Here is a 15,335-nt window from a genome sequence, read left to right on the forward strand (position 1 = left end):
AGTGTCCGGTCAGAGCAGACCCTGTCGTAGCGCGTAGGCGACCGCGTGGGACCGGTTACGCAGGCCGTACCGGCGGGTGACGTCCTGGAGGACGTTCTTGACGGTGCGTTCGGAGTAGCAGAGCTGCCGACCGATCTCGCGGGTGTCGCACCCCTCGCTGACCAACCGGAGCACGTCCCGCTCTCGTTCGGAGATGCCCGACAGGGTGAGACCACGTGGCGTGAGCACCTGGCACTGGACGTGGCGCACCTGGCTGAGCAGCCCGCCGAGGAGGTCGGGCGGCAGGAAACCCTCGCCGCTGGCCGCCCCGCGAATCGCGGCCAACACCTGATCCGGGGTGGCGCCGGCGCGCCGGATCAGCGCCGTGATACCCGCTTCCACCACGGCCGTCACATCGGCGGAATCCAGATCGGTCACGATGAGGACCACCGGCGTTCCGGCCTGATACAGACCGCGGATGAGGTCGAACGTCCGCTTGTCAACGGTGTCGACGCTGACCAGCGCGACATCGACCAGCGCGACATCGACCGTCGTGTCCCCGCCGCAGGACGGCGGCAGGCCGGCGGCGGGGCCCGGGCCCGCGTCAACGAGATCGATATCCGGACAGCCCGCAAGCTGCGCAGCAAGACCAGCCCGGGTGATCGGGTCACTGGCATGGAGCAGGACGTGTATCGGTCGGCTCATGGCTATCCCCCTGATGCTTCGCGTGACCGGCAGGACCAGGTATCTCACATCGCTCTCAAGAAGAACTCATTGCGCGAAGGCGCACTCACGTTGTACTCAATCGGCACTCAAGACTGACTCAAGATGCAGGTCAGGCGTGGCCCGCACGTACCGGACGGAGATCTATGAGATGACAGTGAGGTGCCTGTGAGTGCCGTCGCAGCCGACCCCCCGGAGGCGTCGCTGCTGGACACGTCCCTGCTGGATGCGGTCATTCGCGAGGCCGGCCGGCACCGGCGCGCCGACCTACAGGCACGGCTGGCCCGGGAACGCACGCGGCTGACCGCGACGTCATGCCAGGTGGTGGTGGTCGGTGAGTTCAAGAAGGGAAAGAGCTCGCTGGTCAATGCGCTGCTGAACCTGCAGGTCTGCGCAGTCGACCCGATCGGGGCGACCATGGCGCCCACAATGATCCAGCACGCGCCCGCCCGCACGGAAACCGTGATCGACCAGTCGGCCGGTTGCGGCGTGGAGATCGGCGTCCCGAATGAACTTCTGGCGTCCGGACTGATAATCGTCGACACGCCCGGGGTGAACGGCGGCCTCACCGACGCTCGCGCTGCCGCGACCCTGCGAGCCGTCTCCGATGCCGACGCGGTCGTGTTCGTCTCGGACGCCAGTCAGGAGTACACCGAGCCGGAGCTGGCTTTCCTGCGCGGGGCGGCACAGCACTGTCCGGTCGTCGTCTGCGCCCTGACCAAGATTGACTTCTACCCCGAATGGCGACGCATTCTCGACCTCGACCGCGGGCATCTGCACCGGGTCGGGATCGAGGCACCGGTATTTCCGCTCTCCGCGCCGCTGCGCGACCACGGCCTGCGCGCCGATGTGCCCGAAGTCGACGCCGAATCGGGCTATCCGGCGTTCGCCGGCCACATCCGCTCCGCGCTCGTCGAGCAGTGTCGGGTGCAGGCGCGGCGTGACGCGGATGAGGCAGCACGCGACGCCCTCGCCCAGATCATGGCTGAGTTGGTGGTGGAACGGGCCGCGCGTGCCGATCCGGCCGTCAGGAATACGCTGCGGCTCCGGCTGGAGGCGGCCGAAGCACGCGCCCACACGATGACCACGGCGGCGGCGAGGTGGCAGCGGATTCTCCGGGACGGCAACACCCACCTGGAACGACGGGTGGACGACGACCTCAATCAGCGGCTGCAGGCCGTCACCGGCGCGTTCAGGCAGCGCGTGGCGACCAGTGATGACCTGGTGCAGGGATGGGACGAACTGCGGGCCTGGCTGTGCGAACAGGCCAACCGCGAGCTCATGGCGCACCGGACGATGCTGAGAACAGAAGCTGACGCGCTGGCCGAGCAGGTTGCCGGCGTCTTCCAGACCGACGAGACGGCCACCAATGCCCTGCCCGCGATCCCCTCCCTGGCCTCGCTGGCCTCGCTGGCGTCGGGACGGCCGGCGGCTGAGGGCGCAGACCCTCAATTCCGCACCGACGGGCGCGGGGCGCGCTGGACTCATGCCCTGCGCAGCGGCGCGATCGGCATGATGCCCATCCACCTGCTCGCAGCATTCGGGACTCTCGCTGGGCTCTCGCTCGCCCCGATCGTGGCACCGGTCGGCGGGGCGGTCATGTTCGTGGTCGCAAAACGTACGCTACGTACGTCCCGGGAGAATCAGCTTTCAGCCCATCGGGCAGAGGCGAAACGCGCGGGGGAAGACTACCTCCAGAAAGCCTGGCAGGCGGCGCACACGGACTCACGGCGCGCCCAGCAGGACATCTACCACCAGTTGGGGAACGTCTTCACCGAACGCGCGGCCGAGCTCAAGACATCGGCCGGACGTAACCTCGAATCGGCTGCCCTTGAGATCAAGGCGACCGATGTCCGCAGCCGACGGCGACTCGCCGAGCTCAACACGGAGATCAACCGCCTGGAGCTCCTGGCAGGGCAGCACCGGTGACCCTGCGCTCGGATGTCCAGGCGCTGTTGACCGACGCCGCCGAGGCGTACCGGGGCAGTCCGGCCGAAGCCCTCTTGCGCCGAGAGCTGCGTTGGCTGGACGGTCCGTTACGGGTCGCCATCGCCGGCCGGGTCAAGGCGGGGAAGTCCACCCTGCTCAACGCACTGGTCGGCGAACAGATCGCGGCGACGGACGCCGGCGAGTGCACCCGGGTGGTGACCTGGTACCACCATGGTCCGCGCCACGTGGCCCGGGCGGACCTGCGACCTGAGCGCAGGCCCGGGAGCAGGTCGGACGTCAGCGGTGCCGCCACCACGGTGGAGGTCGGGCTGCTCCGAGGGCCGGGCGGCGCCCGGATCGACCTGGGGCCGTACGCCGCCGAGGACGTCGAACGGCTGCGGGTGGAGCTGCCGAGCGAGCAACTGCGCCACCTCACGCTCATCGACACCCCGGGTATCGCATCGCTGTCAACCGAGGTGTCACGCCGAAGCCACGCATTTCTGCTGCCAGCCGGCGAGCCGTCGGGCGGCGAGGACGACCCGTCCGGCGAGGCAGGCGAGGCAGGCGAGGACGCCGGGTACCACGGCGGGGCGGACGCCGTGATCTACCTGATGCGGCATTTACACGCCGCGGACGTGAGCTTTCTGGAGTCCTTCCGCCAGACCGGACTGCGCGACACCGCCCCGGCGCACGCGATCGGTGTGCTGTCCCGGGCGGATGAGATAGCGCCTGGCAACGCCGAATCGATCGACCTCGCGCATCGGGTCACCACGGGCATGGGCCGCGACCCCCGGGTTCGGGCGCTGGTGCAGACGGTCGTGCCGGTGGCGGGTCTGCTCGCCCAGTGCGGCACGTGGCTCGGTGACCGCGAGTTCGCGGCCCTGGCGTCCGTCGCCGGCCAGCCGACGGTGGACGGTGTCCCCCTGCTGCTGTCGGTGGACCGCTTCCGCGCGGCGAACCCGCGGATCGAGGCGACCGTCGATGATCGCTCCATGCTGCTGGGCCGGCTCGGGCTCGCCGGGGTCCAGATCGCCGTTGCGCTGATCCGGCCGGGGCTGGTCACCGACGCGACCGGGCTGGTCGCGGAGCTTGAGCACCGCAGCGGTCTGCCCGAACTGCGGGCACTGCTGGAGCGTCAGTTCACCGAACGGGCCGACGTCCTCAAGGCCCAGACCGCGCTGCGCCGCCTGGACGCCGTGCTCGACGCCCACCCGATCCCGTCGGCAGACACATTACGGACCCGCCGGGAACGCCTGGAGGCGGGCGCCCACGCGCTGGCCGAACTGAAGCTGTTCGGTGATCTGCGTCTGGGCGAGGTCGACGTGGACGACGACCAGCGGGAGGCGATCGAGCTGCTGCTGGGCGCTGCGGGCGGCGAGGTGACCGCCCGGCTCGGCCTGCCACCGGATACCCCCGCCGACGACATCCGAGCCGCGTTGCTCACTACTCTCGACCGCTACCGCAGGCTCAGCGAGAACCGGCTCGCCTCCCGCCCGCTGCGCCGCGCCGCAGCGACGCTGCGCCGCACCTGCGAAGGCCTGCTCACCGGGGATGGCATCGCACGACCGGCCGACCGGCGGACTTCACCGTAACCGACAGACGGCCTGCTGCGCTGTGCCATGCTGGACACCGCACGAATCTCGTCGATCGGCCGCATTTCGGTCATACGGGTAGAATCATAATAGCCATATCAGGTAGTGGGCATCTGGCCCGGACGGTGCGGACACGCCCGCACGGAGTCGCGGCGCACGGTCGAAGGGGGAACAGCGTGTCAACGCCGCTGAGAATCGTCAGCAGTATAGGGGAAGTGATCATAACGGGTGATCGCCCTTTTGTGGTGGGTCGGGGGAAGGGATCCGACCTGGTGCTGTTAGACCGCCAGGTTTCGCGCCGCCACGTGGAAATTACGTGCACCGATTCTGAATGGACCGCGAAGGACGTCAGCTCGTACGGAACCTGGGTGGACGGAGAACGGGTCCAGCAGGTCGCCGTGCGAGGGGAGGTACGGCTCCGGCTCGGCGCGCTCGACGGCCCCGAACTCGTGATGCTGCCGGTCGTGGCGGACATCCCGAAACAGCCGGAGCTCGATCCGCGCTCGGAGATGTCCACGGTCTGGCGCGGCAGCCCCGAGTACGAACGCGACCGGCAGGCGGTCGCCGCCGCCGCCACTGCCACGGCCACCACCGCGGCCAACGGTATAACGAGGCTGGAACGCGAACACGGCCGGCGCAACACCTACCCGCTCCGGCGGGGGACGATGTCGATGGGGCGGTCCCGGGACAACGACATCGTCGTGGCCGACCTGCTCGCCTCCCGACGCCATGCCGAGATTTTCGTCGGCCAGAGCGGCGTACATGTCGTCGATCTCGACTCGGCAAACGGGACATTCCTCAACGGCAGGAAGATCAGCCGGGAGGCCGTCGCCCAACGCGACATCATCGCCGTCGGCCATCACCTTTTCCAGCTCGAAGGCGACACGCTGGTCGAATATCTCGACTCCGGGGACGTCACCTTCGAGGCTGACGGCCTCAACGTCTTCGTCAAGGACATGCAGATCATGCATGACGTGAGCTTCCGACTACCTGGGCGGGCATTGCTGGCCGTCATCGGCCCCAGCGGCTCGGGCAAGTCGACCCTGCTGAACGCGCTGACTGGTTTCCGACCGGCCGACGACGGCACCGTCCGCTATGCCGGCCGGGACATGTACGCCGAATACAGCGAACTACGCCGGCGAATCGGGCATGTCCCGCAGGATGACCTTCTCCACACCACGCTGACGGTCCGCAAGGCGCTGGAATACGGCGCGCGGCTACGCTTCCCTCCGGACACCACAAAGGACGAACGCAGGGAACGCGTCGACGAGGTTCTCCGTGAACTGGGGCTCGACCAGCGCGCGGATGTCGCTGTGCAGAACCTGTCCGGTGGGCAACGCAAACGCACCAGTGTGGCGCTGGAACTGCTGACCAGACCGACGCTCCTGTTCCTGGACGAGCCCACCTCCGGCCTCGACCCCGGCATGGACCAGAACGTGATGGGCGCACTGCGGACGCTGGCCGACGGTGGTCGAACCATCGTGGTGGTGACCCACAGTGTTGCACAGCTCGATATCTGTGACTATATTCTTGTGCTTGCCAAGGGCGGGCGTACCGCTTATTTCGGCCCGCCGAAAAGCGCCCTCACCTTCCTCGGGAAGAACTCGTGGCCGGACGTCTTCCAGATGTTGGAATCCGCCTCACCTATCGAGCTGGCGGATCGGTTCCGGAACTCCGAATACTTCGTCCCGGCGTCCGTCACGGCACCGCCCGCGCGCCCGATACCGACGGCGCTGCCGAGCGCACGGCAACAGTCCCTTTTCTCCCAGATAGCGACGCTGAGCCGCCGCCAGCTGAGCGTCATCACCTCGGACCGCTCCTACCTCTGGCTGATCGTGGCATTTCCGTTCCTGCTGGGCATACTCCCCCGGGTCGGACCGGCGCCGCACCGCCTGGACCCGCTGCCCAACGGCATACCGAACGTCGATGCGCAGATGCTGCTCCTCGTGGTTGTGCTCTGCGCGTGCTTCATGGGAATGGCGAACTCGATCCGGGAGATCGTCAAGGAGAAGGCGATCTACCGGCGAGAGCGGGCCATCGGCCTCTCGATCACGGCATACCTCGGGTCGAAGGTCGTCGTCCTCGTCATCATCACCACGCTGCAGAGCATCGTCTTCACGATGATAGGAATGACCAACCGCACACCGCGCCAGGCGGTCGCGCTCAGCGTGCCCATGCTGGAGGTCATCCTGGCGGTGACCATGATCTCTATATCGTCGGCAATGCTCGGCCTGGCGATTTCCGCCTGGGTCGACAATGCGGACAAGACCATGCCGCTGCTGGTGATGACCACCATGTCGCAGGTCGTTTTCAGCGGCGGGCTCGTACCGCTGGAAGGCAAACTGGGTCTGCAACAGCTCAGCTATCTCATGCCGGCCCGCTGGGGCTACGCGGCGATCGCATCCTCGGCCGACCTCAATGACGTGGTGAAACTCGGCGACGCCCCCTTCTCCCGGGGCCCGGTCGATCCGCTGTGGGTGCATGCCGGTCACGTCTACATCACCGACATCGTGGCGGGTGTCGGTGTCGGGTGTCTGGCGGTGGGTGCCTGCGCCCTGTTACTACGGCGTCTCGATCCCAAGGTGTCCACTCGGCGGGGCCCGCTGTCGATGAGAAAAAAGACCTCGTCATCATGAGTAACGCGATGAGTCACGCCGTCGTCCGCGACCTCGCGGGCGACCTCGCACGCACCAGCCATCCCGAGCCGTCCGCGGCGGTCACGCTGATCGCCACCGTGCTCGCGGCCTCCAGCGGACGGTCGGTGGCCGGTGTCGTCGCGGTAGCCCTCGCCGTGGGGACCGGCCAGCTCTCGGTCGGGTGGAGTAACGACTACTTCGACCGGGTCCGGGACGCATCCAGCGGGCGGGACGACAAACCGGTGGCGCTCGGCGCCCTGCCTGCCCGGACGGTGGGCCTCGCCGCGGTGGTCACCCTGGTGGCGTGCGTACCCCTCTCCCTGCTGTCCGGGTGGCGGGCGGCCACCGCGCACCTGATCGCGGTCGCGCTGGCCTGGCTGTACAACATGGGGGTGAAGGGCACGGCCGCGTCGCTGATTCCGTTCGCCATCGCCTATGCGCTGCTGCCCGCCTTCATCGTCCTGGGCCTACCCGGCCATCCCATGCCTGCCTGGTGGCTGCTGCTGGCCGGCGCCCTGCTGGGCTGCGGGGGGCACTTCGCCAACGTTCTGCCCGACCTCGACGACGACCTGCGTGCCGGCGTGCGCGGTGTGCCGCACCGGGTCGGGGCGCGCTGGTCGTTGTGGCTGGCCGTGACACTGCTCGCGGCCGCGTCCGTGGTGATCGCTTTCGGCCCGGGATCGGTCGGTCCGACGGCGATCGCGGGGCTCGCCGTGACCGGTGTCGCCGTCGTCGCGGTCCTGGTGAACGAATCCAACCGGGGGAATCCACCACCGGTCGGACGTGGGGCTTTTCGCGTCATCCTCGTGGTCGCGCTCGCCGATGTGGGGCTGCTGGTGGCGGCCGGACCCAACCTGGTCTGAAAACACCGGCTTCCAGCGCAACAGCCCGGAACCACCAGCCGGTCGCAACCGGTTCGAATGTCAAGCCCCGGCCCGACTGAAATCGATGCCGGACGGTGACTTGTATCAGACACAACGAAATCGCCAACAGGCGAACATCATCCGACGGCCGATACTCATTATGAAAAGGACACGTAGAACCTCTACCTTGTGCTCGGTGTACGGAGGGGTAAAGCCGGATGTCCAGCCAGACACGAACGAACCCGGGCACCATCATCGGGCCGGAACCGTCAGCGCAGCTCCTTCGAACGGCCCGGCCACCTCGACAACGGCCGCACCCCGTACCGAAAATCACGACCACCAACCGGATGCACACGGCGGTGCTGACCGGGCAGGGTGCCGCGTTCCCGCCGCCGATGGGCCAGCAGGCACTGTGGGACGAAGTGTTCGCTCACCGTTACAATAACAATCGGACCGCCCAGCGGATTTTTCTCGGTTGCGGCGTGAGCACCCGTCACGGTGTGGTGGATCCCCGGGTCGAGGACGCAAGCGAATGGACCACCGGCACCCGGATGCGCCGGTATGTCAGCGCGGCCCATCCGCTGGGCCGGGAGGCGGTGCGCAACGCGCTCACCGACGCCGGCCTGCATCCCGCCGACGTCGGACTGTTCGTCGTCGTCTCGTGCACCGGCTATGCAACCCCTGGCCTCGACATCGCGCTGGCCGCCGAGCTGGGGATGCCGCCCACCACCCAGCGGCTCTTCATCGGCCACATGGGCTGCTACGCGGCGCTGCCGGCGCTGTCGACGGCCACCGACTACGTGCGTGCGCGGGGACGACCCGCGGTGGTCCTGTGCGTCGAGCTGCCGTCGCTGCACGTACAGCCGTTCGGTCCCGGGGCTGAGCGCGATGTCGAGCAGATCGTCGCGCACGCGCTGTTCGGGGACGCGGCCTGCGCCGTGGTCCTGGAACCGGATGCCAGCGGAGGGGATGTCAACGGAGGCCTGGAGGTCATCGACACCGAGTCCGTCACCGACCCGTCATCGGCGTCCCTGATGACCTGGACGGTCACCGACCACGGCTTCCGGATGGGCCTGTCTGCAAAGGTGCCCGACGTGCTGGCGCGGCATGTCGAGAAGGCCGCCGGGGAACTCCTGGGCCGACACGGGCTCGACGTCGACGACGTCGCCGGATGGGCGATACACCCCGGCGGACCACGCATCGTGAACGTGGTGGCGGAGAAACTCGGGTTACGCGCCGACCAGACCGCCGCGAGCCACGAGATCCTCGACACCCGCGGCAACTGTTCGTCGGCGACTGTGCCGCTGGTTCTCCAGCAGCTTCGGCGGAACGCGCAGCTGCGCCCCGGGGACCCCGTGCTGGCGATGGCCTTCGGCCCTGGTCTGACCCTGTGGAACATGCTCCTGAGAGCACGTTGAACGCCTACCCCGAACGCCTACCATTACACGATCACTACCATTGCATGATCGACTCCATTGCATGATCGGCGTTTGTTTGTTGCTGTGTACGCCCAGCGGGCCGAAAAGCGTACCTACCAACAAACTAGCGCCGATCATGGCACAGGCGGGTCGAAAATCCTGCCGCCCTGGGCCGTGACCGCCGCGATCAGTTTGCGTTTTTTGGGGATAACAAAGATCATTGTTGCTGTGAGCGTGATGACGGTCGGACAGGCGTGGCTGACCACCGGGCAGGCCGCGATGCTGCTGGGTACGTCCCGTCAACACGTGGTTGATCTATGTCGACGCGGGATGGTGCCGTTCGAGACGGTGGGCAGCCATCGGCGACTTCGCCGTACCGACGTCGAGGCCTTCGCCGGCGGCACGCTGACCCGTGACCAGGCACGCGGGTTGTGGTTGCACCGCGCAGTGGCGGGCCGATTGGTGCTCGACCCCGACGGGACCTTGAACAAAGCGCGAGCGAATCTGGAGAAACTACAGCGGATACATCCGACCGGCATGGCGGCACGCTGGCTCGGCCAGTGGCAGGCAGCGCTGGACGCGGGGACCGAGGCCGTCTTCGACGTGCTGGTGTCGCGGTCGCCACAGGCTGTTGAGCTTCGGCAGAACTCGCCGTTCGCCGGTGTGCTGTCCGAGCAGGAGCGACAGGCGGCCCTGGCCGCATTCCGTTCCTGGTGGCACCGCGAGCGCACCGCGTGAGACGCGAACAGCTCGAGCACGTACTCAGGGCGGCGCCAAGTATCGCCGCTGATCCCGAGATTCTCGTCATCGGCAGCCAGTCGGTTCTCGGGGCCATTCCCGAGGACTGACTGCCGGAAGAAGCGACAGCATCGATCGAGGTCGACATCGCCTTCTTCGACGATGTCGACGATGTCGACGAGGCGAAGGCGGATCTGGTCGACGGTGCGATCGGCGAACTTTCACCCTTTCATGAAACATTCGGCTAATACGCCCAAGGCGTCAGCGTCTCAACAGCCGTACTGTCCGAAGGATGGCGTGAACGCATAATCATCGTGGAAACGCCGAATACAGCACCGGGACGAGGACACTGCCTGGACCCCCATGACTGCGTGGTGTCCAAGCTGGTAGCCGGACGAACGAAGGACTTCGCGTTCGCCGACGCCCTGGTTCACGAACGACTCGTCGATCCGGAAATTCTCCGCGACCGCATCGAAACACTCGAGACCCATCCGATGATCGTGCAGCGACTCCGTTCTTGGGTTGCTGTGCATCTTGCCGCCTTGTAGCGCAACCATCAGCCACGCCGGCTCAGCGAAAATCGGCTCGCAGCCCACCCGCCACGCCGCCACGCCGCCGCACCTACGAAGGCCTGCTCACAGCGACAGGCCGTGACGACTGATCGCTGATCAGATAACCATGGGTGACTCGCCGGAGTGTGGCGCAGCTCCGCCGAACGGCGACCATGCGTCTGCCATTGCAAGATCGGCGTTAGTTTGTTGCTGTGTACGCCCAGCGGGCCGAAAAGCGTACCTACCAACAAACTCACGCCGATCACGGCACAGGCGCGTCAATGATCGCCGCCGATCCGGCGATTTCTATGTGCCATCTTTCAGTGCCTGGGATGGAAGTGCCTACGGTGGCGGGCCCCATTGATTGATGCGTGTGGGATCATACGGGTGGACACGGATGCGGACGCCCCCACGCAGGAAGCCCTTCTCGATGAGTCGCTGCCGGTCCTGGGCGAGGATGTGCACGCAACCATGCGAGAACTTCAGGGCCCCCGGCACGAGGGTGGCATTGGCGTCATCGGTGGTTGGAGTGGTGTGGATGATGTCACCCCCGGTACCGTCGATGCGGAAGCCTTCCTTGCCGAAATCGTTGATCATCCACTCGGGTGGCAACGGTCGGACCCTGCCGGTGTTGGTCAACATCCGACGCTCGTTTTCAGCCTGGACAGGGGTCAGCTTGTTCTGCCTCAGGTCCCTTGTTATAAGAGCTTCGGTCGATAATTTGAGAATCTCCTGCCGGTCGAGCGGTTCGCTCAGTTTCTGTACGGATGTCCACTTTCCGCCGCGCTGGAACTCGATATCGCTGCCCGTGTCGCGGATCGGGGTTCCATTTGCGAGCTGCGAAAAGGACCACGACGTCGTCACGATGGCCCGCCCTGAGCTGAGCGTGTGGTCACCGGACGTGGTCGGGTTGAAGGTGTGGCCGGGGTTGTCTGGATCCGGATGCGGCTGCCATGGGCCGCCGCGGGCCGGTACGGACATCACCGGCGCGCCTTTCAGCAGAACCCGGATTTCGCCCATTGGCTGGCGCCTGGGACTCCCATTGATGATCTCGGTGATCTCACCGGCGTCGGGTGTGAACTCCAGCAGCAGGTCTTCCGCCTTTGGCCCGACCAGACCGGCGAGTTCCCCTTCCAGCCTCGGCTGTTCCCTTGTCGGTGCGGCGTCGACATTTTCGAGCAGTTCCTGGCGTTCAGCACCCGTCATCTGCCGGTACAACGCGATCCGCGTCACGGAGGACATCCGGAGCAGCGTCGCCCAACAGTCCGCGAATGTGATCTTTTTGGCGATCGCATTGCGGATGGCGTCCATGCCGCTCACCTGGCCCACGCTCGTCGTGCTCCGCGCCGCAAGCGTCATAGCAAGATCGAGCCGGGGCTTGTCGTACCTGGCTCCGTCAACGGGATGCGCGGCCAGTCGGCCTCGGGCAGCAGCGCCCATCCGACGCAGGATGGCCACGAGGCCCTCAGGGTTGTGTCCGTTCAGTAACCACCAGGGGCCTCCATCACGGTTCCAGTCGGACCCGTTCATCTGCCTGGCGACCTCGTCGGAGTGGTCCTGGGTCCAGTTGCGCTGTATGAGCAGGGTGGCGGCGGTGTTCCCGGCGGATCGCTGCACGCGCAGGAGCGCCTCGGCGACGGGAAGAGCGGGCTGCGGACGCACGCCGCCCGGACGCGCCGGTTCATGGCGCCCTGACGGGCTCTGCGACCGTATCGACGCCTCCCGCATCCGACCCTCCTCGTTGATCGCAGCCCCGGGGAATCACCTACGTGTCAGCCGCACGGTCTGGATCAGCGCCCCACTGCGCAGGCCGTTGTTCCTACTGTGGCCGGCAGCGGTTATCCTCATCAGCGTCGCTTGGCGGCCCAGAACCGCTGGAGTTACGCGCGACCACAGTCCATTCCGTGTGAGCTGCATTCGCGCCCGCGGGGCAGCCAGGTTGCGCGTCGAATGTGTCCGTGGTCTGTGTGGTGACGTGACGTCCAACCACGTTGCCGAAAACGTCATAATAGCTCACCACATAGTCTGCCACGGTTTCGCCCTGCACTGAGTCGGGCGGAGACCAGTGCAGTCGAACAGTACTGGTGCCGTCGGGATTACGAACGTAGCTTTCGGTATAGGGCTGTCCAGGACGGTCGGGGGGTGGGCATTTGCCGAAGGAGACGGTGGACGTCGTCTGTCCGCCGGGGCCGGTGGCAGTCACCGTATAAGTACGCGGGCCGCAGGTAGTGAGGGTGGCGGAATAACTGACGGGTCCGGTGTAGCTGCTGGGTCCGCTGGGTGTGACGGTTTCCCCTGCATTGAGTGGGGTGACGGTGAGGGTGACCGTGGCTGTCAGCCCGCCGGTGGTGGCCGCGGTCACGGTTGCGGTTGTCTTCGGGCCGTTGCCGACCAGCGCCACAGATACGACCGGCTTTCCAGGCGCGGGCGTCTGCGATGGGGTCGGTGTGGGTGTGGTGGTTGGCGTGGGGGTGGGCGTCGGAGTCGGAGTCGGGGTGGCGGTACGGGTCGGAGTGACGGGCGGTCCCTCGGGACTGTCCGTGGGATGTGGCGTCGGTGGGACCACCGGTTGCGTGTCGGCGACCACGGTGATCGTGGCGGTGGGGGTGGCCTGGCGGCCGTCGGCGAGCCGGGTCAACGCCTGCACGGTGTAGACACCGGGCTTCGGCCAGGAATGACTGACCTGAACGCCGGAGGCCGGCGCATCATCGCCGAACGTCCATGTCACGGAAGCGACGATGCCGCCGTTCGTCGCGACCACCCGCAGCGCCACCGGCTGATTGACGATGACCTCGGTCGCCGACACCTGGATCTGCACATCCCCCTTGGGCGGCTGACCAGTCGGCGACGCCGTCGGCCGTGGCGTAACAGGCGGCTGGATGGGCGTGGGTGCCGTCTGGTTCCCCGAACCGGCGCTTGGAACCACACCCGCGCCCGGATTCCTGGAGTCGTACTTGCGGATCTCCCGAACCGACCCGTCCAGCCGGATGACTCCCGCTCTGGCGGTCGCCGGATCGTTGTAGAATACGAACGAGCCCTGCGGCACCAGTTCGAACCGCGCCGGCGGATCCAACACCTTCTTGGTGGCCACACTCCGACTGGCGATATCGACCACGCTCACCTGACCCGTGGTCAGATTCGGGACGAACACCTTCCCTGCCGCCTCCCGCGGCGCCCCCAATTCATTGCCCGCCATTTTCAGGTCGATAACGGTATTCTCGCAGGAGTTCTGCGACAGATTCGACACCAGCAGCACGCCCCGCTGGCCAGACACCGCATACACATGGTCGCCCGCGGCTGACCCGGCCACCCGAACCGTGTTGTCCCCCGCCCGGGCATCCACGCACGCCACCGGAGCGGAAACGCCGCCATCGCCGAGCGTGCGGACCGTCCGCATCCCGAGGTCAACCACCGCCACCCGGTCACCGATCGGCACCAGCGTAGAACGAGCCGGATCAACCGACCCCGACACATCATGGCGACCGGCGGCATCCAGCCGGACGATCTTCCCGGTATCACCGTCGACCACCCACAGCCGGCCCGCACCATCGACCAGCGCACCGCCCGCCGGTATCCGCGCCGCCAACGACTGATCGTCCCGCAGCTTCCGCAACGTCCGTGGATCAGCCGTGCTCACCGAACCGGTCCGCTCCCCGATCGCGAACACCGCCTGCCGCCCGGCATAGACGGCGAGCGGCTCACCCGGATTGGCGAACCGGACGCCGCCCGACACGCCGAACGTGGCACCGTCGACCCGCCGCACGCTCCCGTCCGCCGTGTTCGACACGTAGGCATCCGCCCCCGACTGGGTCGCGGCCAGCGCCCCCGACCCCGCGGAAGGCACCGTCACCTGGGCCACCACCTGCGCGGACGACCCGTCCACCAACGCCGCCTGACCCACCGAGGACACCAACCACGCCGACCCGTCATCCAACGCCACCGACCGCGCCGGAACATCCCCCAACCAACCGGCAGCCACCAACGCACCGAGCACAACAACGCCGGCCAACGCCACCGGCACCCAGCGGGCCGCCCGCCCCCGGCTCCGGCGGGCCACTCCCGCAGGACCGTGACGTCCCGATCGCGCCATCATCGTCACCGCATGCCCTTATCCGGAAGAACGATCAACAGCAAATCACCGTAATAGATACCTGCGCCGAACTGGTCTTCCCGGCAGTATCAGTGACGTACACCGTCGCATAATATGTAGCGTATTTTTTAGTGCCGTCATTATGATAAGTGTGGGTCACCCGCGGATCAGCCTGTGGTGTCGTCCGGGGGCTGCCATCGCCGAAATCGAAACTGTAGTCCCGGATCGGCGTCGAGTCGGTGTCCGAAGATCCCGATGCGTCAAGAAGGGCATCGACAGGATCGTACCCGTTACCCGCTGGATTGTTCTTGTAGTAGCTCCAGGTAAGCTTGGCCGTCGGCGGCTGGTCCTGCTGGGCGAACGTTGCCGTGACGTTCCGCGGCTGGTTCAGGGTGACCGTGCATGCGCCGGTCCCGGTGCAGTCGCCCGACCAGCCGCTGAACGCCGAACCAGATGCCGCCGCAGCCGTCAGCGTCACCTGCGTACCAGCGTTATATTCGCGGCTACATTGACCCCCGTTGCAGAAGCTCCCCCCGTCCGCGGACACGCTGCCGTTCCCGTTGACGGTAACCGTCACCTGCTCGGTGAACTGGGCCGTGACGTCGTACGACTTGTCCATCGTCACCGTGCACGTCAAGCCCCCCGAACAACCCGGCACACCCGACCAACCGTCGAAATCGCCCCCGTTGATGTGGGCCGTCAGCGTCACCTGCGTACCGGCGGCGTAAGGGGCGGTGCACCCCGATGGGCAGTCGATTCCCCCGTTCCCGGTCACGCTGCCGCCCCCGCCGGGGATGGAAACCTTCAGGGTGAACG

At 66.9% G+C, this 15,335-nt stretch carries 11 protein-coding genes; 7 read left to right on the top strand and 4 right to left on the bottom strand.

Annotated features, from left to right (window positions below; all coding sequences use genetic code 11):
* Nucleotides 1–9: 9 nt before the first annotated feature.
* Entirely contained in the window at nucleotides 10–684 is a 675-nt protein-coding gene (locus U9983_RS21265) for a response regulator transcription factor (RefSeq protein ID WP_322755708.1), read from the bottom strand.
* A 186-nt stretch (nucleotides 685–870) separates the two neighbouring features.
* Between U9983_RS21265 and U9983_RS21270 the strand changes: the two genes are divergently transcribed.
* The 7 genes from U9983_RS21270 to U9983_RS28010 all read left to right on the top strand — a co-directional run bounded on the left by U9983_RS21270 (nucleotide 871) and on the right by U9983_RS28010 (nucleotide 10,426).
* The gene (locus U9983_RS21270; RefSeq protein ID WP_322755709.1) at nucleotides 871–2,631 is read left to right on the top strand and encodes a dynamin family protein; all 1,761 of its coding nucleotides are present in this window, start codon (nucleotides 871–873) and stop codon (nucleotides 2,629–2,631) included.
* A complete protein-coding gene (locus U9983_RS21275) occupies nucleotides 2,628–4,223 on the top strand; it encodes a dynamin family protein (RefSeq protein ID WP_322755710.1) in 1,596 nt (531 codons plus the stop codon). Before U9983_RS21270 ends, U9983_RS21275 begins: the two co-directional genes overlap by 4 nt.
* Before the next feature lie 176 nt (nucleotides 4,224–4,399).
* Nucleotides 4,400–6,859 (top strand): ATP-binding cassette domain-containing protein, encoded by a 2,460-nt coding sequence (locus U9983_RS21280; RefSeq protein WP_416211466.1) that lies wholly within the window; start codon nucleotides 4,400–4,402, stop codon nucleotides 6,857–6,859.
* Complete coding sequence (locus U9983_RS21285) at nucleotides 6,856–7,722, top strand: UbiA family prenyltransferase (RefSeq protein WP_322755711.1); 867 nt, start codon at nucleotides 6,856–6,858, stop codon at nucleotides 7,720–7,722. Before U9983_RS21280 ends, U9983_RS21285 begins: the two co-directional genes overlap by 4 nt.
* Before the next feature lie 347 nt (nucleotides 7,723–8,069).
* Nucleotides 8,070–9,140, top strand: coding sequence for a type III polyketide synthase (locus tag U9983_RS21290; RefSeq protein WP_416211468.1), 1,071 nt, complete (start codon nucleotides 8,070–8,072; stop codon nucleotides 9,138–9,140).
* Nucleotides 9,141–9,377: 237 nt separating this feature from the next.
* Entirely contained in the window at nucleotides 9,378–9,878 is a 501-nt protein-coding gene (locus U9983_RS21295; protein ID WP_322755717.1) for an excisionase family DNA-binding protein, read from the top strand.
* 314 nt (nucleotides 9,879–10,192) lie between these two features.
* Nucleotides 10,193–10,426 (top strand): hypothetical protein, encoded by a 234-nt coding sequence (locus U9983_RS28010; RefSeq protein ID WP_416211467.1) that lies wholly within the window; start codon nucleotides 10,193–10,195, stop codon nucleotides 10,424–10,426.
* Between the two features lie 345 nt (nucleotides 10,427–10,771).
* On the opposite strand, the gene U9983_RS21305 is transcribed toward U9983_RS28010, so the two are convergent.
* The 3 genes from U9983_RS21305 to U9983_RS21315 all read right to left on the bottom strand — a co-directional run bounded on the left by U9983_RS21305 (nucleotide 10,772) and on the right by U9983_RS21315 (nucleotide 15,327).
* The gene (locus U9983_RS21305) at nucleotides 10,772–12,157 is read right to left on the bottom strand and encodes a hypothetical protein (RefSeq protein WP_322755714.1); all 1,386 of its coding nucleotides are present in this window, start codon (nucleotides 12,155–12,157) and stop codon (nucleotides 10,772–10,774) included.
* Nucleotides 12,158–12,248: 91 nt separating this feature from the next.
* Nucleotides 12,249–14,486, bottom strand: coding sequence for a PKD domain-containing protein (locus U9983_RS21310; protein ID WP_322755715.1), 2,238 nt, complete (start codon nucleotides 14,484–14,486; stop codon nucleotides 12,249–12,251).
* Between the two features lie 67 nt (nucleotides 14,487–14,553).
* Nucleotides 14,554–15,327 carry an InlB B-repeat-containing protein gene (locus U9983_RS21315; RefSeq protein WP_322755718.1) on the bottom strand — a complete coding sequence of 258 codons (774 nt, stop codon included), beginning with the start codon at nucleotides 15,325–15,327 and terminating at the stop codon, nucleotides 14,554–14,556.
* Between the last annotated feature and the right edge of the window lie 8 nt (nucleotides 15,328–15,335).

This window comes from Protofrankia sp. Cas3, assembly GCF_963555955.1.
In the GTDB taxonomy this organism is placed as follows: Bacteria; Actinomycetota; Actinomycetes; order Frankiales; family Frankiaceae; genus Protofrankia.

Coding starts and splice junctions, on each gene's coding strand:
- U9983_RS21265 (WP_322755708.1), bottom strand. CDS start 684: ATGAGCCGACCGATACACGTCCTGCTCCATGCCAGTGACCCGATCACC.
- U9983_RS21285 (WP_322755711.1), top strand. CDS start 6,856: ATGAGTAACGCGATGAGTCACGCCGTCGTCCGCGACCTCGCGGGCGAC.
- U9983_RS21305 (WP_322755714.1), bottom strand. CDS start 12,157: ATGCGGGAGGCGTCGATACGGTCGCAGAGCCCGTCAGGGCGCCATGAA.
- U9983_RS21290 (WP_416211468.1), top strand. CDS start 8,070: ATGCACACGGCGGTGCTGACCGGGCAGGGTGCCGCGTTCCCGCCGCCG.
- U9983_RS21295 (WP_322755717.1), top strand. CDS start 9,378: ATGACGGTCGGACAGGCGTGGCTGACCACCGGGCAGGCCGCGATGCTG.